Raw genomic sequence first — 20,524 nt, 5'->3', positions numbered from 1 at the left:
GGCGGTGCTGGCCGTTGGCCAGCCGGTCACCGAGCTCGGAGAGCGCTTCGATGCAGGCCCTCGCGTCGTCTCCGTAAGCGAGAAGCGCGATGCGCTGGGTGGGGTGCCGACGCAGGTAGGTGTCGGACAGTGTCTGCAGGAACGGCTCCATCTCCTTGGGAGACGGTGGCAGGTCGAGTCGCGCGAGGGGACCGTCGCCGCTCAGCGGAACGCAAACCATCCCCTCGGGATGGAACCGCATGAGGTGCGGTACATAGGAGATCAGGTCGTCGTGCGACCTGATCGTGAGCGTGTTCATCAGGGTTCCTACCTTCCAACGGTGCGTGTGATTGAGACAGTTGTCGTGAACGAAGGCGCCCGGGGCGCAGGGGCCGTATCGGATGCGCGAAAGCGCCTAGCGGTTCGGGGCGGTCGTGGCGCGGGCGAGGCCGGACGCATCGGGCGGAAGCCACCTCGCGGGGCCGGACGCCAGTTGGTTCAGCGCGGCTGCCTGCAGCGGTGCCGAGGCTGTAGCGGTGTCGCGAGGGATCACGATCCCGTTGTTGATCGCCTCGAGCTGTTCGAGCGCCATCTCCCAGGTGCGGCCGGTGCGGTGTCCCAACTGGACCCGGTCGCCGCCGGTTAGTTCGACGAGGTCGTCGACCTCGCCGCTGGAGAAGACCGGGCGGCCGCGGTGGTCGCAGTCAGCCTTGAACAAAGCCAAGTCGGGGTGATTCAGGTATACCTCGCCGAGAGCGACGTAGGTGGGTTCCTCCCAAACCTTCCATGCGGCGTCCTCGGGCAGGGCCTGTCTGATGTCGTTGCTGGTTCCGCAAGGGGTCTCGGAGTGGATGTACCCGCGGCCGAGTTCGAGGCTGGGCAGGCGGTGCGGTGCGGCGGGGTCTCGCTCCGGGTCGTCGGGCAGGACGTACTCGTTGTCGAGGTTGAACTGCTCGAGCACGTCGAGCACGCGGTTCACGCTCTCAGGCGGGCAGGAGTAGATCACGACCTGCATCCACGTGCGATCGCTCATGACGTTGTGCACCTTCCTCTCAGATGGCGATGCCGGGGTCGGACGGCTTGGTGTGGGTCTGATGCGGGTGGCTGGCGGTGGCCTCCGGGTGGCTCGCTGCGTAGCTCAGGGACCCTGCGAGCGCCGCTGAGGTCCGCGCCCGCGACTGGGCGCTTTCGATGACCGACCGCATCATCGACACGTCCTCGTCCGCGCGGGTGACTTGCTGGTCTGCGTGGTGGACTCGCTCGTCGAGGAGCATCAGCGCGTCGGTCGCAGTCGCCGACTCGGCGGCCTGCTGGGCGTGGCGGGTGATCTGATCCGCGAGCGGACGCGACAGCCTCACGACCTCGCTGAGTACGTCCAACTGCGTACGCAGCGCCTGGAACTCGATGTCATTCGACTCCTCCCAGTTCTCGCTGCTGTGGAACAGCTCGTAGCCGGCGCGTTCGATCGCGCTTCCGGCGGCGGTCAGGTGGTGGGTGAGGTCCTCACCGAGTTCGTTCATCTGGCCGGACCTGTTGCGCAGCCGTGCCAGGTGGTCGGCAGCGGACTCCATGTAGAAGTCACGCCGTTCCTCCTGGTGGGCGTTGAAGGCGTCGGTCGCGGCCTCATCGAGTACCCGCAGTGACGACGTGGCGAGGTCGCCGAGTTCATCCACCGCGTCGGCGGCGCGCCTGAGTGCATGCTCCGCGTCGAAGACAGCATCGGCGGCTGCTTGCAGCTCGCGCTCCTTCATCGGTCCTCACCGAATCTGCGTCCGGGGTCGTCGAGCGTCGCGAGGACCGACCGGAGTTGGTTCGCGGCCGACATGGTCTGCGTGAGGTGATCTCGCAGCGCGACGACCGGGTGGGGGTGCACCCGGTCGCATGGGCCAGTCGGGTCGTTCGAGTGCTGCGTCATCGGGGGCCTTCTCCCTCGTGGGTGTGCTCTCTTGCCAGAGAGAAGCAACCGGCCGCACGCTCGATCGGACAGAGCCGGCCCCACTTTCTTCGGCGCCCGGGGGTTCCTAAGCGGAAGGGGTTCGCGTGGGGGAGGGGCTTCCGCAGTGGGTGCCTGGTCGTCAACACTTGCTGCTCATGGACGACGAGGCGGTCCTACTCGCGCGCCAGGTGGCCATGGCGGCATCGGCCTGGCGTCACGCGAAGGCTGACACCGAGGCCTACCGCCGGCTGGTCGTCGCCGTCGCCGCTTGGGACACGTACGTCGCACCGACCCTTGATCTGCCGGCCACCGAGGACGGTGTGGCTGCCCAGATCCGCAGGGCAGCACGTCAAGCCCTGAACGGCATGGATGACGAGGCAGCCCACCTCGCCGGCCAGGTGGCCACGACCGCCTCGGCCTGGCTCCAGGCACCCACCAACGCCGAGAACTACCGGCGCTTCGCGGCCGCGACCGACGACTGGGACAACTACGCCGCTCCACGCCTCGACGAGCCGGCCGAGGAGCTTCTCGACCAGCTCGCCGACGACTCCGCGCCGGTCTCTCTGAGTGAGCTCGTGCCCGAGGTCACTGCTCAGATCCACGCCGCCGACACCCGAAGGCGCTGACTGGCTCCCCGGCCGCCTGGGGGCGACGGCCGCCGTCGCTCTGCCTGGGGTCACCACGAGGGAGTGGAGAGCCCGCCAGCGTCTCGGGTCACCGACGGGCTCTCGGAGCGCCGAGCATTCCACGCACTGCCGCCACATGTCCCCCGAACGCTCCAGGTCGAGCCCGCGGTCATGTCTCGTGGCGTGACATCCGGTCGTTTCGTCTTTCGTTCCGTCATTACGTATCGTTACGTCTAACGTCATGGTAGGATGACGTTATGAGCGAACAGGTGCAGCAGACCGATCAGCGGACGTGCCGCTTCCCCGGCTGTGACCGCCCCGCAGCCGCAGGGGACGCCGGAACCGGCCGTCCACCGGAGTACTGCGGCGACGCAGGCCACAACCGGGCCTCGGCATGGCGCGAGCGGCAGCGCCTCAAGGACTCCGGTCAGCCCGACGCCCGCGGCACAGGTGACGACGCGCGACCCGTCGAGGCCGCCCGTCAGAAGGCAAGCGAGCTCGTCGCTCAGCTCACCGGGATGGCCGAGCTGTTCCTCGACCAGCTGCCACGCGCGATCGAGGAGATCCGCACGGCAGGAGACCTCGACGCGGCCGAGGCGCAGATCGAGTCGGTCACCACTGAAGCCGAGGAACGCATCGCCGCGGCAGTGGCTCGCGCGTCGCGGGCCGAGCAGGCCCAGCGCCGAGCCGAGGCCGAGCGCGAGGAAGCGGACGCGGCCGCGGTCGAGTCCACCGAGGCGATGGCCCGCCTGGAGGAACAACTCGCCGACGCCGACGCGCAGGCCGACGCCTACCAGAACGAGGCCGCCGCGCTGCAGGACGAACTCACCACGACCCGGGAGGCCGCAGCAGCCGTCGCGGCCGAGGCAGAGGCCACCATCGCCACGCTGCGGGCGGAGTTCACCTCGATACAGACCCGCCTCGAGGAACGCGTCGCCGTCATCGAAGCCGAGCGTGACGGGCTGGCTCAGGAACTCGACACAGCGCAAGCGGCGCGGGCCGAGGCGGACGAGCGGGCGCGCGGAGCTGTGGAGCGCGCCACCGCCGAGACGACCCGCGGCGACCGGGCAGAGTCCGCCGCGGCCACCGCGCGCGAACAAGTCGACACCGTGCGGAGCCAGGTCGACGCCCTGCGCGAGCAGCTCGGTGAACTGCGCGCCACCGAGGCCACCGCGCGAGCCGAACGCGACGCCGCCCGTGCCGAGGTCGAACGCGAACGCGGCCACGGGGAACAGCGGCTCGTCGACCTCCGCGCCGGTTTCCAGGAGCAGATCAACGAGCTCCGCTCTGAGCGCAGCGGCCTTCAGGATCAGGTCGACCAATTCCGGGCAGCGGCTTCCAAGCCCCGAACCCAGCGAAAGACGCAGAGCGAATGAATCGCCGCAGTGTCATCGAATGGCTCGAACTGTTCGTCGGCCTCACCCCTGGCCAGCGGCACACCGTCGTCCGTCACCTTGCACAGACCTGCCCTGCCGGTCACGAACCCACTCGCGCCGATGTCGACGCCGCCGTGCAGTACGTCGTCGGCGAGATCACACCCGGCGAGTACGCGCGCCACTGTTCGTCAGCGCGACCGACACGAGCCGACGCCGGGCGAGTCCGACAGGCGGAGCGCTGACCCGGGTGCTGACCGGAGGGGGGAGCCAGCAGTTCGCACAGGGCCAGACCACCCCCCTGCTTTCGGTTACACCAAACCCGTTCGATGCTCCGAGAGAGTGAGGCCGCCGATGTAGGCACCAGACCCGTACCAGCGGTGCCGAGTGCCCCCGTACCTGCTAGCGCTCTTCGGCGAGGGCTGGAGCCATGAGGGCCACCACTTCGTCCGACGCCGTCGAGGATGGCGACGCGAGCAGCAGCGGGCCGCGCGACCCAGACGAGGCACGAGAACGGTTCCACGGCATCGAGACCACCCCCTAACCGGCGCGGCCAACTAGCCTGGTTCGCTGCCGCTCTGGGCCGGCGACAAACGCCGCCGCCAGGTCGTGGTTGAGGCGACCACGGAGGCCGACGTCCCAGCCGTTCTCGCGGCCCCATGCCCGTACTTCGGAGGGTGCGGTGCCGGCGGGCAGGTCGACCGGTGCGGGAGCCGGCTTCGGCTTCGGGGTCTTCAATGCGGGGGTGGGTTTCACGGGCCGGCGGAGTGTGGGTTGCAGGTGTTCGAGCAACACCCGGGTAGTCGGTGGGGTGGACGGCGCGGGTGCCGAGCTCGCGGGCGCGTGTTGCCTTCCCGCCGTCCATGGTGCCGTCGGAGACCAGGAGCGTGACCTTCGGAGACACGGTGCCCAGGACCCGTACGCCGCGGGCTTCGGACTCGGCCTCGAGTTGGGGTCGACTGTGTGCCTCGCAGGCCGGTGAAGGCGACCTTGTCGCCTACGCGGAGTGGCTCGCCGTGCGCCCAATCGGCGGGCTATGCGGCGAGACCGTCAGACAGTCGGGTGTCTCGCGCCAGCTCGGCCTGGTCGAGGAGTGTGGGCACGACTTTGGCGTCGACCTGGAGCAGTTCGGCCACGTGCAGCAGTTCGGCACGTTGGGCGCGGGGGACCTTGCCGTCCTCGAGGGCGTCGTGAGCCAGCGCGAGCACAAAGGCTCGATAGGCCCCGGCCGCGATGTCATCGGACGAGAGGTTCATGACGGCCGCTAGCCCAGCCAGGTCGGCGGCCTCGTCGTCGGAGAGCTCGCCGTCTTCCAGCGCCTCGGCGATCTTCTCCAGGTACGGCATCGAGACATCAGGGGCGCCATCGGAGGCCGCGTCCGCGAGCGAGAACCTGTCGACCATGCGGACCAGAACGTCAGCGGTCGGCCGTGAGGATGCGGTGCTGGGGACCCGGACGACGCCCGCGAGCGGGTCTGCGTGGATGCGCCTATGCCGGCCACGATTCCACCGGCGGTCGATAGAAATGCCCCGACGGGGCACGAAACCCAGACCGGTGGGACACGACGCCTCGTCGGCGACCCCGAGTGCCCGGTGCTCGTTGTCGCGTTGCTCGTTGACCGCGGTGGTCGCTTCGCTGCTTACGCAGAACTCGCACGTCGAGTTGGGTTGGTCAGCCCAGCACCACTACTGCGCAACCCGGGACCAAACCAGAACGACCCGGACAGCGTGGAACGCCAACTCCACGAGCCTGAGCACACCCAGGCCCCCATGCAGCGAAGAGCAGGACCCGTCGTGGATCCGGGCTACCCGGCAGCGGGCTACCCGGCGGCGAGACGTGGTGATTGGTGATGCTGGGCCGACCGCCTCGCGTCAGCACCCGTGGCCGTGTCTCGGCCAGTCGTACATTCCCCCAAAAATCGTTCGCATGTGTCGTACTCGCCTCCATTGGTGCTCGTGATCGTCGTCACTACCTTCAATACGTGCCGCCCGTGCAAGACGCGGACCTTGATCTCAACGTCAGGTCCTGCGAGGCGACCAGTCACTGAGCGCGCGCCCGCCATGCCCCGGCACGACGGCAATAGGCCCCATTTGAAAGGTTACTCATGAATCGATGTGCCACCGCCGTGCGCGGTCATGCGCCGAGGAAGCTCCGGCATACCTGGGTGCTCCTCATGGCCCTGCTGCTGCCGATCGTCGCCGCTGGATGCTCGCGCGGCGGTTCCGCCGACAGCGATGACACCGTTGTGGTCGGCGCCGTCATGCCTCTGAGTGGGCCGGCCGCCGTTATCGGCCAGTCCTTCAAGAAGGGCATCGAACTCGGAGTCGACGCCGTGAACGACGCTGGCGGGATCACCGTCGACGGCGAAAAGCGCGATCTCGAGGTCGTGTACAAGGACGACGAGAGCACGCCCGCCGGCGGACAGGCTGCGGTCCAAGACCTCCTGGCCGAGAACGTGCAGATCTTCCTCGGGCCTTGCGTCAGTTCGTCCTTCGACACGGTTTACGGAGCGCTGGCCGAGGACGACACCCGGCTGGTGGTCACACCGGCGCTCGCTGCCGAAAAGCACCTGGAGGACGGTGGTCTGCTGTTCAAGACGCAGGCGAGCCAGAACGACGTGGCAATCGACGCGTACGTGTCCAAACTCGTCGACCTCTACGACCCCCAGCGGGTCGCCGTATTGAACACTGCAGACCCCACTGGCGACGCATTCGTCAAGGGCCAAGTGGCGGCCTTCGACAAGCTTGGCGTCGAGGTCGTCTACGAGAACCAGGTGGCCACCGACACCACGGACTATATCCCGATCGTTTCGGCCATCCGCTCCGCTAAGCCCGACCTGGTCATGACGCCGTATCTGGACACGGTCGCGGCGCCGTTCCTTCAGCAGGCAGCGCAGGTCGGCTTCACCCAGCCGGTGTTCGCGGCGGACGGCGGCAGTCGCGGTCAAGTCGCGGACATCGAGGACAAGATCAGCACGTTCACGTGGCGGGTGACCACCCGCTCGCCGGACAACCCCGATGACGAAACCGTCGCCGGCTTCCGGACCGCCTACGAGGAGAAGTACGGTGAGGAACCCGCTTCGATCGACTTCTACGCGCTTTCCTTCTACGACCAGACGCAGATGCTCGCCGAGGCGATTGCGGCCGCGGGCACGGTGACCGACGTTGCTGCCATCAGTGCTGCCCTTCCCGAGGTTGATGAGTGGCCCAGCCCCGCCCTGGCTGACTTGTACTTCGACAAGAGTGGTCTGGCGCACTACACCCAGCAGATCGCAACGCTCCGCAACGGCGAAGTGACGTTCACCGATCTACCTATCGCCGGAGAATGACCGTCGGCCACCTTCGGCGGCTGCCGGGACCCGCCTTCGGGCCTGGCGGCCGCCGACCTCGCGACCTCAGCAATCAGTTCAGAGAGGCGACACCTTGTTCGTGCAAGCAGTGGCGAGCGGCCTGTTCCTAGCGGCGCTCTACGGGCTCGCGGCCTTCGGCCTAACGATCGTCTACGGCGTCCTAGACATTCTGAATTTCGCCCATGGTGCACTTCTTGTACTGGCGGCCTACCTGACCGCAGAGTTCGTGCTTCATGACGTCCCGTTCTGGGTGTCGGCGCTGTTGTCGATCGGCCTCATTGCGGGCGTCGGAGCGTTGCTGGAGCTCAGTGTGTTCCGCCGGGTCGAACGGGACCACACGGCTGGGCTCGTGGCCTCTATCGGCGTGATCGCCATCGTGGGCTCCATTATCCTTCAGGTCTGGGGGCCTGAACCGTACTCGCTGCCGCGGCTGGCAACGGGATCGGTTGAGTTCTTCGGTGCGAATCTGCTGATCGACCGACTTCTCATCATCGGGATCGCTGCCGTCGCGCTGACCGCCGCCGAGCTCTACATCAGCCGCGCCGGCTGGGGCAAGGTACTGCGCGCGGTAGCCGCCGACCCTGACTCGGCCTACCTGAATGGCATTCGAGTGCGGCGGGTGAAGACCGCAGCTTTCACCATCGGCGCCGCGCTTGCCGCATTCGCCGGGATCCTGATCGGGACCGCCAGCACGTTCGACGCTTCCCTCGGTGAGCAGTTCGTCCTCAAGGCGTTCATCATCATCATCCTCGGCGGGGTCGGGAGCACGAAGGGAACGATCGGGGGCGCCATCATCTTGGGCATGGCTGAGGCGTTCGGCGTGGCATACCTCGACATCGCTGTAGCCCAGCTCGTGCCGCTCGCTGTCCTGGCGATGGTGCTGCTTGTGCGCCCCCAGGGCCTGTTCGGAAAGGTGAGTCAACGCGTATGAGCACGCGACTCGAGACCAGGACCCCCGCCATCCGGGGCGTGACACGCCGGCGGTCGGACCGGTGGCTCCTCGCTGCCGCTGTCCTGATCTGCGCGCTACCGGCCATCTGGGGGTCGCCGCTGTACTACGGATGGGCGACGACAGGCCTGCTCTGGGCGATGTGGACGCTGAGCCTCAACATGGTGTGGGGGACTGCCGGCCAGTTCTCGTTGGCCCAGCTGGGGCTGGGCGCGGTGAGCGCCTACACATTCGTGCTCATGCTCGACAACACCGACATCGGGCCCGTCGGTGCCGCGCTGAGCGGGATTGGACTTGCGGCCGTCGCGAGTTTGGCGATGAGCGTGGCCGCGTTGCGGTTGCGGAACTTCTACTTCGCGATCCTCACCCTGGCCTTCGCCCTTGCGATCACGACGGTCTTCGCCAACTGGGAGCTCGCAGGGCGCACGTCTGGGCTCTTGGTCCAGCGGTCGGTGCTGCCGGAGCTGTCATTCTGGCGCCCGTCGGTCGGCTACGGTGACTTCTACGCTTTGTGCGCCGTCGTATTCGTGGTCGCCTACGCAGCCTCGTTGTTTCTGACCCGCTCATTCGCGGGTCGCGCGATGCAGTCGGTGCGTGACGACGAGAAGCTGGCGTCCTCCCTCGGGCATAGCCCACTGTCGATCAAGACACTTGCGTTTGTGCTGAGCGGCTTGGTCGCCGGAGCGGCAGGCATCCTCCAGGCCCTCTACTTCCGGTTGGTGGTGCCGGAACTGTACGACACCCAGGCCATCTTGCTGGCGGTGATGCTGTTGGTTCTCGCCGGGCTTGGCTCGCCGGCCGCGCCGCTGATCGCCGGCGTGTTGTACACAGTGCTCTACCAAGTGCTTCCGGTCTCTGGTGAGTCCCGGGCCGGGATCCTCGGCGTGATCGTCGTCCTAGTGGTGGTACTGGCTCCCGGTGGGATCGCCTCTCAGGGCCGCGCCCTATTGACGTTCGTGCGACGTCGCCGAGCGGGCGCCGAAAAGGAGAACGATGTTTAAGCAGACGGCCGAGGATCCATCTCGGCAAGACAGGGTCGACGAGGTTGTGCTGTCGGCGCGCGGGCTGGTCAAGACTTTCGGCGGCGTGCACGCGATTGATGACCTCTCCTTCGACGTGCGCCGCGGGCAGGTGCTCGGCCTGATCGGGCCCAACGGAGCCGGTAAGACAACTGCCGTGAATCTGATCTCGGGCTTCGTAAGGCCGACGGCGGGATCGGTGCTACTCGGCGAGAGGGACCTGACCGGGCGACCACCTCACCAACTCGCACGCCGAGGACTAGTGCGGACGTTCCAGCACGCGCACGCCTTCGCGTCAATGACCGTCGGTGAGGCACTCGTGTCGGCCGGACATGTGCGGGTCGGCGCGCACCGCGCACTGGCGTGGTCTGGGCTCCTCCCCCGCCGCAGGGCCCGGAGTGAGATGAGTGCAAGGGCCGAACAGATCTTGGTCCGCACCCGTCTCGAGCGTTGGGTCGACCAGCCCTGCGGGAATCTGCCGTACGGCGCCAAGAAGCTTCTGGGCGTTGGGATGGCGCTCGTGCTGGACCCCGAGCTCCTTCTACTCGACGAGCCGGCGGCTGGCCTGAATTCCGCGGAGACCGCAGAAGTGCTCGCACTCATCGAACAGTTGCGTGACGACGGGATCTCGATGGTCGTTGTCGAGCACAACATGCCCCTCATCCGTGCGGTGTGCGACGAGTTGGTCGTGCTGGCCCACGGTCGGAAGATCGCCCAAGGGACACCGGACGACGTGACCCGCGACGAGACAGTGATCGGAGCTTACCTTGGCCGCCGCTAGCGGACTCCGGCTCGAGTCGCTCGCCGCGACGTTTGCGGGCGCACACGCCATTTCTGGAGTGTCCCTCCACGTCGAGCCAGGGGAGGTCGTCGCCCTGCTTGGCGCCAACGGAGCCGGCAAGACGACGACATTGCGCACCATCTCGAGGCTGCACCCCATCGCCTCCGGCGAGGTCTATCTAGGAGACACGTCAATCTCCGCCCTCAGCGCAGATCAAATCGCGCGGCGGGGTGTGGCGCACGTGCCCGAGGGCCGTCGTCTCTATGGGACCATGACGGTCCAGGAGAACCTGGAGATGGGGCTATTCCCGGTCTGGGGTCGCGGACCGCTGGACCTTGGGCCCGCCTTCGAGCTCTTTCCCGAGTTGGAACGCCTACGCGGACGCGCTGCCTACTCACTGAGCGGGGGAGAGCAGCAGATGGTGGCGATCGCACGGGCCCTGTTGCCGAAGCCGGTCATCGTGATGATGGACGAACCGTCACTGGGCCTGGCACCGGTCATCGTGGACCGGATCATAGACACCATTGGAGTACTCAAGGAGCGCGGCGTCGGCGTGCTCCTGGTGGAGCAGGACACCGAGGTAGCGCTCGCCTGCGCGGACCGCGGCTACGTGCTTGCCAACGGCCACGTGACCTTCGAGGGGACCGCGGCTGACCTCCAGGGGAGCCAGCTGCTGAAGGACTCCTACCTCGGGCTCTGAGCGGAGTCTCTGACCCGCTTGCAAGTCGTCGTCGCGGCTGGCCTGGTGCTGGCTGGTAGGGCTAACGCCGGCCACCCGGTGCGCGTTGTGACTCCTGAATCGGCTGACCCCTCCGGTGTCATGCCCGGGATCTGTCCGGCGTGCGCCGGGTGCGGCGCCGCCCCTGGCCCCACCGACACCCGGGCTCAAGGGCGCCAGCGAACGGCGGGACTTCTTCTAAACGCCGGCCGCGTCCGCGCCGGGGTGCTCAGGTCAGGACCTTGACACGACACAAAGCGGCTTCGGCCAGCTAGGTGGCGCCACAGGAGCAACCCAACTCATGCCGAAACCAGTCACGGACGTTGTCTCGGGCGGATTCACCGGCTCGATCGTGTACTACCTGACACTTGAATTGCGTGAGGGTTGGGCTCGTCCTGGGGCCTGTTCATGCTGTGCTGGCGGGCGGCGTGCTCGTAACAAGAGGCGCCCTGGGTCTGGCCTCGCGGGGTGGCAACGCCGAGCAGGACTGCCGCCAGCGGCTGGCACGTTGACCAGTGCGCCGCAGGAATCGCCTGCGCGAACTCGAGACCGCGAGCCGCTCCGCGAACCTTTCGGGCGAATCTGTCAATAGAGAGGTGTGAAGCATCTACTGCGCCACCTCTGGATCGCTGTTGGAGCGGTCACCTGCACGACCGTGCTTGCGGCATGGTCCGCCGAGGCGAACGCGGGCGACCACGGGGTGGTCTCGGCGGGCATCGAGAAGCTCATTGAGGCCCAACTGGCGATCCAACCCGGCGGCACCGTCGTCGACAACGAGGTGCTGTACCCAGGCGGTGCCGTGTTGGTGGTCGTCGAGGAAGGGGTCCGCTCGTTGTCGCAGTGCGGCCCAGGGAAGTTCTGTGGCTGGGCCCAGTCGAACTACTCAGGCAGCTTCTATTCGACGTCCGGTAGCGACGTCATGAAGGACTTGGGGTGGACTGCCCGGTCGTACGCCAACAACAGGCGCCACGCCGCTCGCTTGTACTCGAGCTCCGGCACGGGCTCGGTCTGCTTCGCTCCAGGCGAGGATCGACCGACGATCGGATCTTCCTTCTACCGGCCAAGCAGAGTTTATCTATCAAATCTCGCAAGATGCTGAGGTTTGCCTCCAGCTGTCGTAGCCTGACTCGCAGTCGGGCGGGGGAGGCGCTTGTTGGTGGAGGTCTCAGATTTCGAGGATTTCTTCCGCGCGACCTACCCAAAGCTGGTTCGATACGCCCAGCGTCGTGTCGATCCTGAGCAGGCGGAAGACCTGGCGACAGCGGCACTCCAAGCCCTCTGGGCTAAGGATCTGTCCGCATCACCTCGCGGTGGCGATGATCGTCCCGCGTTAGAGAGCCTTGCGTATCACATCTTGAGGGGTCTCCTGCGCAACGCGGGGCGTGCGGAGGCGTCCTTCCGCAATGCTGTCCACGCGCTCGAACGACAACACGACGCCGGGCGATACGAACCTGACATTGTTGACCAGATCATGAGCAATCGCTGGCCTGCGTGGGCTCAGACGTTGCCCGCCACCGACCGGGAGGTTCTGCAGCTTGTAGTCGATGGGTACAAGGTCAACGAGATCGCAGTCATCCTGGATTGCACTCCCGCGGCAGTGAGTATGCGGATCTACAGAGCCAAGGAGAAGGTCCGTCAACTCTGGATGGAGGAGGTGGGCGATGAGCAGCCGTGACGACTCGGATGCAGAGCTTGAGAAGCTTCGCCAAGAGCTCATCTCCTCCGGCGTAGAGCCGCACGACCTCACCCCTCTGCCTGGCCAGGAAGAGCGAGCTGAGGAGGCGCTGTCGCGGATACTGCGCGCGAAGAAGCTGGCGCCTCAGTCGGAACGTGGGATCCGATCATCACGACGTAACTGGATCAAGTGGGGGTCCTGCCTGACCATCGCAGCTGGGATCGTGCTGATCCTCTCGCTCGTGGTGTTTGGCCAGGCGCCGCAGGTGGTTCACGCGTCGACGCCGCCTTTGCTCACCTTCCCCGGAGCGGTGGAAGGGACGATGCCACCTGTAGGCCGTACAGCGGCGTCCAAACTTAGGGATCTGGCGACGAGGGCGGCCCAACAGCCTCAACCAGCGGGTGGCCCCGTCCAACACATAGTTCTCAACTCCTGGTGGGCCACAACAGATGAGTCTGTGGACAGTGGCGTTCGTAGTTTGGTCGTGCCAGTGGAGCGCGAGTCGTACTTCGACCGTAACGGCACGCTGCGGGCCATCGAGCGACGAGGGGCACCCGTTTCCCAGGACGGACTCATCGACGCCCCACACGTGCCAACAGGCACCGTTGTGAGCACCGTTTCGTTCGAAAGCCTCGACCCAGGTCCCAGGTACGCCGATGACCTACCCACCAAACCGACGGAACTCCGCGCACGGCTGATCCAAGGCCAGGATCCACTCGTGTGCGCCACGGCGTCTGGAGCTTGCCTGATAAGCGACGTCGTCGATCTCAACCACAACTACGTTGTCCCGCCCGCACTCACGGCAGCGTTGTGGCGCGTCCTCGCGGTCGACGCGTCGATCACCTACCTCGGCAGAATCCATGACCGACTCGGCAGGCCAGCAGATGCGTTCACCACACCAGGCGAGGACGGGAGGAGGCAAAAGCTCCTACTCATCGATCCCAACACAGGTCGCTACCTCGGCGAGGAGGTCATCCTCACGGAGTCATCTCCTCAGTTCGATTTCACCCCGCCGGCAGTGCTGTCGTTCAGCGCACTCGTTGAGGCCGAGCGGGTCGCTCGTTCACAGGTTCCAAAGGACCAATGATGTTGAGCTACGTAGGGAAGAGGCGCGCCCCGACCGGCGCCAAAGCGCCATGATCAGTGTCCGCGTGAACCCATCCGGGGCGATCTGACAATAGATTGATGTGAAGCAGATGAGGCCTGAACCCGAGCGTGACCCACAGGTCACTCTCGGTGAGGATGAACTGGTCGAGCGATTGGCCGATGATGATGCCTCAGCCTTCGCCGATGTCTTTGACACCTACGCGCCGCTGGTCTATCGCTACATCACCCGACGGGTGGGAACCGGCCACGCGGAAGATCTGCTCAGCCAGACCTTCCTGGCAGCCCTCGAACACCGCAGCCGGTTCGATTCTCGGCAGGGTTCGGTTCGAGGGTGGTTGTTGGGCATTGCGACCAATATGGTGCGCGCTCACTTGCGGACAGTGAAGCGGGATGACGGTCTCCGACTCAAGGCCATCTTTCGACGCGAGCGCCCCATCGATGACGTTGACCAGATCATCGCCAAGGTCGACGCAGACTCCGCCGGCAGCCGACTGACCGGGGCAGTCATGGCCCTGTCACCCGGCGACCGTGACGTCCTCTTGCTGTTCGCATGGGAAGACCTCAGTTACGCCGAGATCGCCCAGGTTCTGGAGATCCCGGTCGGAACCGTCAGATCTCGCCTGAATCGTGCGCGCCAACAGGTCCGATCAGCCACCTCAGAGGCGATGGAAGAAGGGGAACAACATGGACGAGGTTGAGCAGCTCAAGCGGCTCGTCGAGTCCGATCTCTCGGCGAGCGACAAGATGGCCATCGCACGCGTTCGACACAACCTGATGGCTCATGCTGAGGGCAGCAAGCGCAGCTCTCGTCGTCGCCGCCTCGCTTTGGTCTCTGGCGCCGCGATTGCCTCGGCAGCTGCGGCGGCACTGGTTCTTGGTCTCGTCGTCCTGCCAGGTGCTCACCTGCCAACGGCGAGCGCCGCAGTCGTGCGCGTCCTCGATGACGCGATCAGCGCCCATCAGGAAATCACCATGCAGACCGGGACCGGCGAGTATCTACGAACCAGGCTGGTCGAGGTGACGTGGTCCGCGGCCTACGACGGAAAGCGCAACGTCGACAAGGACTCAGCCGGACGTCCCTTTGCCTGGAAGGAGCGCCACATCTCAACGGTCTGGTCGCCTAGTGATCCTCACGATCAGTGGGTGGCGCGAGACCAGGTCCATTCCTTCGGGTTCCTCAGCCCGAAGGCGCGACATCTCGTCGACCCCGACCTTGACGAAACCTGGCGGGCTGCGGACGGCGACTTCGGCCCCCACTGGAGATATCCACAAGCGGCGGACTTTAGTTCCTACCCGAGGGATCCCGACGCGCTCTTGGACCGACTGCGCACTGACGGCGAGGGCGCTGACAATGCGGTCTTCGAACATGTATCCGGCCTCCTCCTCGAGCCCGGGCTTCCCGATGATCTTCGCGTCGCCATCCTTGAAGCGATGAAGCTGCTGCCGGACATCGAGCTCAAGAACGACGTCTCTCTTCCGGGCCATCGATCCGGGGTTGGGCTGAGCATCGAGGACGAGGATGCGCTGGTGTTCGATCCGGTAAGCGGTCGTTTCCTCGGAGAGCTCTCCACGACCGAAAATCCGTTCGCCGCGGACGAGCCGGTCCGGTTCGCCACCTTCGATCAACGTGCCGTCTCAGTCTCATCCGTACCACTGGAAGCGGCTCAGAGGCTCTCGCTGCCTGCCTCCCGCTGATCCTGCCCGAATCGTCCGTGCGACCCGATCTCGGCCCGCAGCATCACGCCCCGATACCTCGAAGGGAAGTCTCGTCATGCCTTCACGCCCCCTCACCGTCATCCGCGCCATCACCGCGACGACTGCTGTCCTGATGCTGTCGGCTGCCTGCGGATCCACGAGCAAGAAGGAAGGAACTCAGCCCGATATCGGGGACTACCCGGCGGTCACGGCAGAAGACCAGATCAAGCTACCGTTCGATGCCTACGAGCTAACGGGGGAACAGGACCAGCAGCTGCTGCAGGCCAACCACATGCTCGTGGTTACCTGCGGTGCCAAATACGGGGTTCAGGTGACGATGCCGGTGGGGCAGAACCCGACAGTTGGGGAGCTGAATGGCCGCAGGTACGGGATTGTCGACCGAGAATACGCCAAGGGGCATGGTTACCGTCCACGGCCCTCGGCAGCTGAGGCGGACGACAGGTCGGCTTGGAACCCATCGGCTGCGGAGCTCATCGTGATCTCAGGGCCTTCGATGGCCGAGCCTGGACAGGCCATTCCTCACGACCAGGATGGCAATCCGGTTCCCAAGGGCGGATGTGCTGGCTCTGCATGGAAGGAGCTAGGAGGCGATCCTCCTTCCACAGCCCAGGAGGCGGGGGCCGATACCTACGATCGGGCGCAGAACGACTCCAGGGTCCAAGAGGCATGGGATGCCTGGGCATCGTGCATGAACGACAAGGGCTACGACTACAAGTCGCCGTGGGACCCGAACAACGCCAACTGGCCGGAAAAGGTCGGAGAGAAGGAGATCACCACGGCACTGGATGACATTGACTGCCGTGAAGAGACGAACCTCGTCGGGATCTGGATGGCGGTGGAGTCGGCCTACCAAGAGCAGGAGATCCAAGACAACCCCGAAGCCGACGCTGCGTTGCGGAAGTGGCATGACGACCAGGTCCGACGCGTCTCAGACATCTTGAACCGACAGTGACCGATCAGTCACTGTCCGAGGATCGCACGCTCAGCAGGCGACGACGTGGGCTGCTGATCGTGGTCGTCGTGGCCGCGCTCTCCGCAGCCTTAGGAGCGGGGATCGCGACGACTATTCGGTCGCCCGCTCAGGTGGCCGCCGATACTGCGCCACCGCCCTTGACCGTGCTCAGTGCCCCGGTCGAACGTCGTCAGATCGTCGACGCCGTTCCCCTGCGTGGCGAGGTGATAGTTGGGAACTCTCTCGCTGTCACTCCGGGTGCGCCGCCCGATGGGGTACGTCCAGTGGTCACGGGGGTGCAGGCCCGTACCGGTGACACCCTGGTGAACGGTGAACTTGCCCTGGAGGTTGCAGGTCGCCCGGCGTTCCTTCTGGAGGGGCAGATACCGATGTATCGCGACATCCAGCCAGGCGATCATGGACCTGACGTTCAGCAGCTTCAAGCCGCGCTGCGCCTAGCGGGCCTCGGCGTGTACGACACTGAGGGAGTCTTCGGGGCAAGCACCCGCGCCGCGTTGGCTGAGCTCTACCGGAGGGCTGGTTTCGATGTGCCCCTTACCGACGCCGCTGTCCCCGAGTTCGGTGCTGCGTCCGACGTGGCGGAGCAACCAGGCTCAGACGGTCAGAAGAAGGCGCGAGGGTCAGGAGATCGTGTACCGCAGCCGCCACCACCTTCACCGGTTGCGCGGGCTAGTGAGCTGCTATTTGTCAAGACGCTGCCCGCGCGAGTACTCGCCACGAGCGTCGATGTCGGGTCAACCCTCGGAGATGGGCCGGCCATCACGCTGACCACCGAGCCGGTCATGGTGCGTGCAGAGATGAACCCTGCCGACGCCGGGCAGATCAAGGTAGGGCGTCAAGCCCAGATTGTCGGGCTCACCAAGAAGGCGATCCAGGGGACGATCGTGCGGATCGGCAAACAGCAGCAGTCCCAAGACGGGGGACTGGTGGTCCCGATCGACATCAAACCCAAGAAGCCGCTCTCGTTCCACCAAGTCGGCCAGCAGATTCAGATACGGATATTGAGAGCGGCCACCGACAAGGCCGCTCTGGCGGTGCCGGTCTCGGCGATCACCACATCGGCGAGCGGCAACACAACCGTCACCAAGCTCATCGGTAAGAGCCACGAAGAAGTGCAGGTCGAGGTAGGCGTGAGCGGTGACGGATACGTCCAGATCACACCGAAGAAGGGCTCGCTGGAGCCCGGAGACCGGGTGATCGTCGGATCGCGTCGTTCAGGTGCAGTCCAGTGAGCCCGGCGATCGAACTCCTCGCCCTGGCAAAGACCTACCCTGGCTACCCGCCGGTCCAGGCCCTGAGGCCCTCCAACCTCCGCGTCGAGCACGGTGACTTCGTCACAATCGTCGGACCCTCCGGCTCGGGCAAGTCGACCCTGCTGAACCTGCTGGGCATGCTCGACAGGGCAACCGAAGGAACCTATCTGTTTGACGGCGTCCCGGTCGACACGCTCACCGACATCGAGCGGACGGCAGTCAGGGGCCAACGTATCGGCTTCGTGTTCCAATCGTTCCAGCTATTGCCCCATCGCCCCGCGGTGGAGAACGTGATGATGGCTCTGCTCTATCGAGGCGTCAGCCGAAAGGACCAGTACGCCCGGGCGGTGGATTGCCTCGAAAGCGTCGGACTCGAACAGCGGGTCCACGCTCTGCCCTCCCGGATGTCTGGAGGAGAACGTCAGCGCGTCGCGATTGCTCGGGCGCTCGCCGGCGACCCCAGCGTCCTATTGTGTGACGAGCCCAGCGGAAATCTCGACTCGACGAACGCAGACTCCGTGCTCAACCTGATCGAGGAACTGAACCGGGGCGGCAGAACCATTGTCTTGATCACCCACGATGCCGGTATTGCCAAGCGGGGCGGTCGACTCGTCGTCATCCGAGACGGACAACTCTCAGAACGCCACCACGCCGCCGACTCCATCCGAACCGTCCATGCCGCTGAGGATCTCGCGCGATGAGCATCTGGCGCCTGGCGCGGCCATCGAGAAGGCCCTTGCGGATCCCAGGCATCAAGAGGCCACGGGTCAAGCGCCGACAGCTTCTCGGGGAGTCGATCGCTGGTCTCTTGCAACGACCGGGTCGCTCCGCGCTCACGACGCTGGGCACGGTCCTTGGCATCGGTGCGTTCATCGCAGTTCTTGGCATCACGTCGACCGCCAACAGCCAGATCAGCGGACGCTTCAACTCCCTCGCGATCACCCAGGTGACCGTTGAGCAAGCCGCCGAAGACAATGGCAGCGCCTCACTCATGTTTCCCACCGACTCCGAGCAGCGAGTCGGTGTCATCGGCGGAGTCCAGCACTCAGGTCTCTACTGGAAGGTAGGCTCCAACCCACGCGTTGGCCAGCAACCTCCGGGCGCGGGAAGCCCACCAGTCCCCGGCGCCATCAACGTGACGGCAGTGACACCCGGATTCTGGGACGCCAGTCACCCTGTGATCAAACAGGGACGGACCTTTGGCCCGGCGTTGGCTGACTCCCCGGTTGCGGTGGTCGGTGCCAGCATCGCCAAGCAGCTGAATCTGGTGGACGTCGCTGCGCGACCCGCTGTCTTCATCGACGGCGTGGCCGTCACCGTCATCGGCATCATCAGCGACACACGCCGGATGCCCGACTCACTCCTCTCAGTGACCATCCCAGCCGAGTTCGCGAAACGCTACTGGGGGCCACCGCTAACGCCAGCCCGCATGCTAATTGAGACCGACCTTGGCGCCGCATCCGTGGTGGCCGCCCAGGCACCTGTCGCGCTCAGACCCGATCAGCCAGAAGCGATGAAGGTGGCCCCACTGGTCGAGCCCAAGAAGCTCCAGCAAAGCGTCACCGCCGACCTCGGCGTGCTGTTCCTGGCTCTCGCCTTGATCTGCCTCGTGATCGGAGCCGTCGGCATTGCGAACACGACACTCGTGGCCGTCCTCGAACGGGTCCCCGAGATCGGCCTCCGGCGCGCCCTCGGCGCACGACCTCGACACATCGGCACGCAGTTCCTCATCGAAAGCACCTTCCTCGGCGGCTTCGGAGGACTCATCGGCACCAGCCTCGGGGTCCTGTCCATCGTGGCCCTATCGGTGGCCAAACACTGGACCGCCACGGTCGAGCCGTGGCTCGTCGTCAGCGGCCCGGCACTCGGCGCGGTCGTCGGGCTACTAGCAGGCGCCTATCCGTCGTTGCGAGCAGCCCGGATCGAACCTGTCGAAGCCCTGAACCGCTGAGGGCGGACCGGCCAAGCCGATCCGCCCTCATGCACACGTCTGCGCAGCCGGCTAAGTCAGGTGCGGTCCCGTGGGCTTCCGGTCACGTCCACCTCGCGGACTGCGCCCGGTTGTCCCAAACGTTGAGGTTGTAGGTACCTGTGTCGCCCGCGTTGAACCAGCCGTCAGCGCCGCCCGAGTGAGAGCCGGTGAACTGTGGTGCACTCCAGAGTTGGGTGTCGCAGAGGTTGTAGTCAGCGACGGAGGAGGTCCGGTTGACGAAGTCCTCCTGCGTGAACGTCCTCTCTCTGAAGTCGATGTTGCCGTAGCTGGGAGAGCAAGCGTGGTCACCCCGCCACTTGATCCATACCCCGCCATGGTTCTTGAACTGCCAGAACGTACCGACGGCAAAGGCCGTGTTTGATGCGTTGTCCGTGGGGAGGGTCTGGTTGCCCAGAGCCTGCGCGGGCTGCGGCGTCATCAACAAGCCGCAGGCACTCAGCGTGCCAACAGCGGCCACGGCTACACGCGTTCGAAGATTCTTCATGTGGAGCTCTCCTTCGGTGTCACGGATCGCGGGAACCCCCGCTCACCAACTAGATGTCAGCTCAGGTCCCGGATCTCACGCGGCTGCTTTGATCCGGGGACTCCAAAGGTGGAAGGGCGACCCTGTCGGAAGGAGGGCGGTGTCGCGGGCACGCCCGGCTGGCTGGTTCTCACAACGTTGTTCGCCGACGACCGACACGTTGAGGTCGAGGCGACCTGGGGTGTCTACCAGCGGATGATCGCCGCCTACCGCGACGAGGACCGCACACGCGGACGCGAACTGATGACCAAACTCATCAGCGACCTGGGCGCCGGTGTCCCGAAGGCACTCGCCGAGGTCGCGAAGCTCGGCCGCACCTTGAAGAAGCGGGCCGCCGACGTGCTCGCCTACTTCGACCGGCCTGGCACCTCCAACGGGCCGACCGAGGCGCTCAACGGACGGCTCGAACACCTGCGCGGCAGCGCCCTCGGGTTCAGGAACCTGACCAACTACATCGCCAGATCGGTGCTCGAGACCGGCGGCTTCCGACCCCAACTCCTACACCCTCAACTGTGAAGAGCCCACAAAGCATCCGCGTGTGCAGGAAGTAGTTG

Annotated in this window: 21 protein-coding genes and 1 pseudogene; 17 read left to right on the top strand and 5 right to left on the bottom strand. The window is 65.7% G+C overall.

The features are described from left to right. The 3 genes from J2X46_RS20335 to J2X46_RS20325 all read right to left on the bottom strand — a co-directional run. Positions 1 to 298 (bottom strand): DUF4192 family protein (locus tag J2X46_RS20335; RefSeq protein ID WP_310253791.1); only part of this gene is annotated, 298 nt, incomplete at its 3' end. 96 nt (positions 299 to 394) lie between these two features. Next, complete coding sequence (locus tag J2X46_RS20330) at positions 395 to 1,012, bottom strand: hypothetical protein (protein ID WP_310253789.1); 618 nt, start codon at positions 1,010 to 1,012, stop codon at positions 395 to 397. Positions 1,013 to 1,031: 19 nt separating this feature from the next. After that, entirely contained in the window at positions 1,032 to 1,730 is a 699-nt protein-coding gene (locus tag J2X46_RS20325) for a hypothetical protein (RefSeq protein ID WP_310253787.1), read from the bottom strand. Positions 1,731 to 2,070: 340 nt separating this feature from the next. Between J2X46_RS20325 and J2X46_RS20320 the strand changes: the two genes are divergently transcribed. Together J2X46_RS20320 and J2X46_RS20315 are read left to right on the top strand one after the other, a co-directional pair. After that, a complete protein-coding gene (locus J2X46_RS20320) occupies positions 2,071 to 2,541 on the top strand; it encodes a hypothetical protein (protein ID WP_310253785.1) in 471 nt (156 codons plus the stop codon). A 257-nt stretch (positions 2,542 to 2,798) separates the two neighbouring features. Continuing rightward, positions 2,799 to 3,917, top strand: a complete 1,119-nt coding sequence (locus tag J2X46_RS20315) for a hypothetical protein (RefSeq protein ID WP_310253784.1) — start codon at positions 2,799 to 2,801, stop codon at positions 3,915 to 3,917. A 1,031-nt stretch (positions 3,918 to 4,948) separates the two neighbouring features. On the opposite strand, the gene J2X46_RS20310 is transcribed toward J2X46_RS20315, so the two are convergent. Further along, positions 4,949 to 5,317: a hypothetical protein gene (locus J2X46_RS20310; protein ID WP_310253782.1), complete on the bottom strand. Its 369-nt coding sequence runs from the start codon at positions 5,315 to 5,317 to the stop codon at positions 4,949 to 4,951. 770 nt (positions 5,318 to 6,087) lie between these two features. Here J2X46_RS20310 and J2X46_RS20305 point away from each other — a divergent pair. The 14 genes from J2X46_RS20305 to J2X46_RS20240 all read left to right on the top strand — a co-directional run bounded on the left by J2X46_RS20305 (position 6,088) and on the right by J2X46_RS20240 (position 19,405). After that, complete coding sequence (locus J2X46_RS20305) at positions 6,088 to 7,242, top strand: ABC transporter substrate-binding protein (RefSeq protein ID WP_310253781.1); 1,155 nt, start codon at positions 6,088 to 6,090, stop codon at positions 7,240 to 7,242. Between the two features lie 100 nt (positions 7,243 to 7,342). Next, positions 7,343 to 8,194 (top strand): branched-chain amino acid ABC transporter permease, encoded by an 852-nt coding sequence (locus J2X46_RS20300; protein WP_310253803.1) that lies wholly within the window; start codon positions 7,343 to 7,345, stop codon positions 8,192 to 8,194. After that, positions 8,191 to 9,213, top strand: a complete 1,023-nt coding sequence (locus J2X46_RS20295; protein ID WP_310253780.1) for a branched-chain amino acid ABC transporter permease — start codon at positions 8,191 to 8,193, stop codon at positions 9,211 to 9,213. Before J2X46_RS20300 ends, J2X46_RS20295 begins: the two co-directional genes overlap by 4 nt. Continuing rightward, the gene (locus J2X46_RS20290) at positions 9,206 to 10,012 is read left to right on the top strand and encodes an ABC transporter ATP-binding protein (RefSeq protein WP_310253778.1); all 807 of its coding nucleotides are present in this window, start codon (positions 9,206 to 9,208) and stop codon (positions 10,010 to 10,012) included. The genes J2X46_RS20295 and J2X46_RS20290 overlap by 8 nt, the downstream gene beginning before the upstream one ends. A 58-nt stretch (positions 10,013 to 10,070) precedes the next feature. Next, the gene (locus J2X46_RS20285) at positions 10,071 to 10,712 is read left to right on the top strand and encodes an ABC transporter ATP-binding protein (RefSeq protein ID WP_310253776.1); all 642 of its coding nucleotides are present in this window, start codon (positions 10,071 to 10,073) and stop codon (positions 10,710 to 10,712) included. Positions 10,713 to 11,328: 616 nt separating this feature from the next. Next, on the top strand, positions 11,329 to 11,829 hold the full coding sequence (locus J2X46_RS20280; RefSeq protein ID WP_310253774.1) for a peptidase inhibitor family I36 protein: 501 nt from the start codon (positions 11,329 to 11,331) through the stop codon (positions 11,827 to 11,829). A gap of 57 nt (positions 11,830 to 11,886) precedes the next feature. After that, on the top strand, positions 11,887 to 12,405 hold the full coding sequence (locus tag J2X46_RS20275) for a sigma-70 family RNA polymerase sigma factor (protein ID WP_310253772.1): 519 nt from the start codon (positions 11,887 to 11,889) through the stop codon (positions 12,403 to 12,405). Further along, positions 12,392 to 13,492 (top strand): CU044_5270 family protein, encoded by a 1,101-nt coding sequence (locus J2X46_RS20270; RefSeq protein ID WP_310253770.1) that lies wholly within the window; start codon positions 12,392 to 12,394, stop codon positions 13,490 to 13,492. The genes J2X46_RS20275 and J2X46_RS20270 overlap by 14 nt, the downstream gene beginning before the upstream one ends. 109 nt (positions 13,493 to 13,601) lie before the next feature. Continuing rightward, positions 13,602 to 14,210, top strand: a complete 609-nt coding sequence (locus J2X46_RS20265) for a sigma-70 family RNA polymerase sigma factor (RefSeq protein ID WP_310253801.1) — start codon at positions 13,602 to 13,604, stop codon at positions 14,208 to 14,210. Further along, on the top strand, positions 14,197 to 15,207 hold the full coding sequence (locus J2X46_RS20260) for a hypothetical protein (protein ID WP_310253768.1): 1,011 nt from the start codon (positions 14,197 to 14,199) through the stop codon (positions 15,205 to 15,207). The genes J2X46_RS20265 and J2X46_RS20260 overlap by 14 nt, the downstream gene beginning before the upstream one ends. Positions 15,208 to 15,283: 76 nt before the next feature. Continuing rightward, a complete protein-coding gene (locus J2X46_RS20255; protein ID WP_310253767.1) occupies positions 15,284 to 16,180 on the top strand; it encodes a hypothetical protein in 897 nt (298 codons plus the stop codon). Beyond that, positions 16,177 to 17,433, top strand: coding sequence for a peptidoglycan-binding domain-containing protein (locus J2X46_RS20250; protein WP_310253766.1), 1,257 nt, complete (start codon positions 16,177 to 16,179; stop codon positions 17,431 to 17,433). Before J2X46_RS20255 ends, J2X46_RS20250 begins: the two co-directional genes overlap by 4 nt. Then, complete coding sequence (locus J2X46_RS20245) at positions 17,430 to 18,155, top strand: ABC transporter ATP-binding protein (protein ID WP_310253764.1); 726 nt, start codon at positions 17,430 to 17,432, stop codon at positions 18,153 to 18,155. The genes J2X46_RS20250 and J2X46_RS20245 overlap by 4 nt, the downstream gene beginning before the upstream one ends. Continuing rightward, the gene (locus tag J2X46_RS20240; RefSeq protein WP_310253763.1) at positions 18,152 to 19,405 is read left to right on the top strand and encodes an ABC transporter permease; all 1,254 of its coding nucleotides are present in this window, start codon (positions 18,152 to 18,154) and stop codon (positions 19,403 to 19,405) included. The genes J2X46_RS20245 and J2X46_RS20240 overlap by 4 nt, the downstream gene beginning before the upstream one ends. Before the next feature lie 82 nt (positions 19,406 to 19,487). Here J2X46_RS20240 and J2X46_RS20235 read toward each other — a convergent pair whose 3' ends face one another. Beyond that, positions 19,488 to 19,931 (bottom strand): hypothetical protein, encoded by a 444-nt coding sequence (locus tag J2X46_RS20235; protein WP_310253762.1) that lies wholly within the window; start codon positions 19,929 to 19,931, stop codon positions 19,488 to 19,490. Positions 19,932 to 20,099: 168 nt separating this feature from the next. Here J2X46_RS20235 and J2X46_RS20230 point away from each other — a divergent pair. Then, positions 20,100 to 20,486: pseudogene (locus J2X46_RS20230) on the top strand (transposase); the annotation flags it as partial. Between the last annotated feature and the right edge of the window lie 38 nt (positions 20,487 to 20,524).

It is taken from the genome of Nocardioides sp. BE266, assembly GCF_031457855.1.
In the GTDB taxonomy this organism is placed as follows: domain Bacteria; phylum Actinomycetota; class Actinomycetes; order Propionibacteriales; family Nocardioidaceae; genus Nocardioides.
This window is presented reverse-complemented; position numbering and strand designations above follow the sequence as displayed.

Coding starts and splice junctions, on each gene's coding strand:
- J2X46_RS20330 (WP_310253789.1), bottom strand. CDS start 1,012: ATGAGCGATCGCACGTGGATGCAGGTCGTGATCTACTCCTGCCCGCCT.
- J2X46_RS20325 (WP_310253787.1), bottom strand. CDS start 1,730: ATGAAGGAGCGCGAGCTGCAAGCAGCCGCCGATGCTGTCTTCGACGCG.
- J2X46_RS20320 (WP_310253785.1), top strand. CDS start 2,071: ATGGACGACGAGGCGGTCCTACTCGCGCGCCAGGTGGCCATGGCGGCA.
- J2X46_RS20315 (WP_310253784.1), top strand. CDS start 2,799: ATGAGCGAACAGGTGCAGCAGACCGATCAGCGGACGTGCCGCTTCCCC.
- J2X46_RS20310 (WP_310253782.1), bottom strand. CDS start 5,317: ATGGTCGACAGGTTCTCGCTCGCGGACGCGGCCTCCGATGGCGCCCCT.
- J2X46_RS20305 (WP_310253781.1), top strand. CDS start 6,088: ATGGCCCTGCTGCTGCCGATCGTCGCCGCTGGATGCTCGCGCGGCGGT.
- J2X46_RS20295 (WP_310253780.1), top strand. CDS start 8,191: ATGAGCACGCGACTCGAGACCAGGACCCCCGCCATCCGGGGCGTGACA.
- J2X46_RS20290 (WP_310253778.1), top strand. CDS start 9,206: ATGTTTAAGCAGACGGCCGAGGATCCATCTCGGCAAGACAGGGTCGAC.
- J2X46_RS20270 (WP_310253770.1), top strand. CDS start 12,392: ATGAGCAGCCGTGACGACTCGGATGCAGAGCTTGAGAAGCTTCGCCAA.
- J2X46_RS20265 (WP_310253801.1), top strand. CDS start 13,602: ATGAGGCCTGAACCCGAGCGTGACCCACAGGTCACTCTCGGTGAGGAT.
- J2X46_RS20260 (WP_310253768.1), top strand. CDS start 14,197: ATGGACGAGGTTGAGCAGCTCAAGCGGCTCGTCGAGTCCGATCTCTCG.
- J2X46_RS20255 (WP_310253767.1), top strand. CDS start 15,284: ATGCCTTCACGCCCCCTCACCGTCATCCGCGCCATCACCGCGACGACT.
- J2X46_RS20240 (WP_310253763.1), top strand. CDS start 18,152: ATGAGCATCTGGCGCCTGGCGCGGCCATCGAGAAGGCCCTTGCGGATC.
- J2X46_RS20235 (WP_310253762.1), bottom strand. CDS start 19,931: ATGAAGAATCTTCGAACGCGTGTAGCCGTGGCCGCTGTTGGCACGCTG.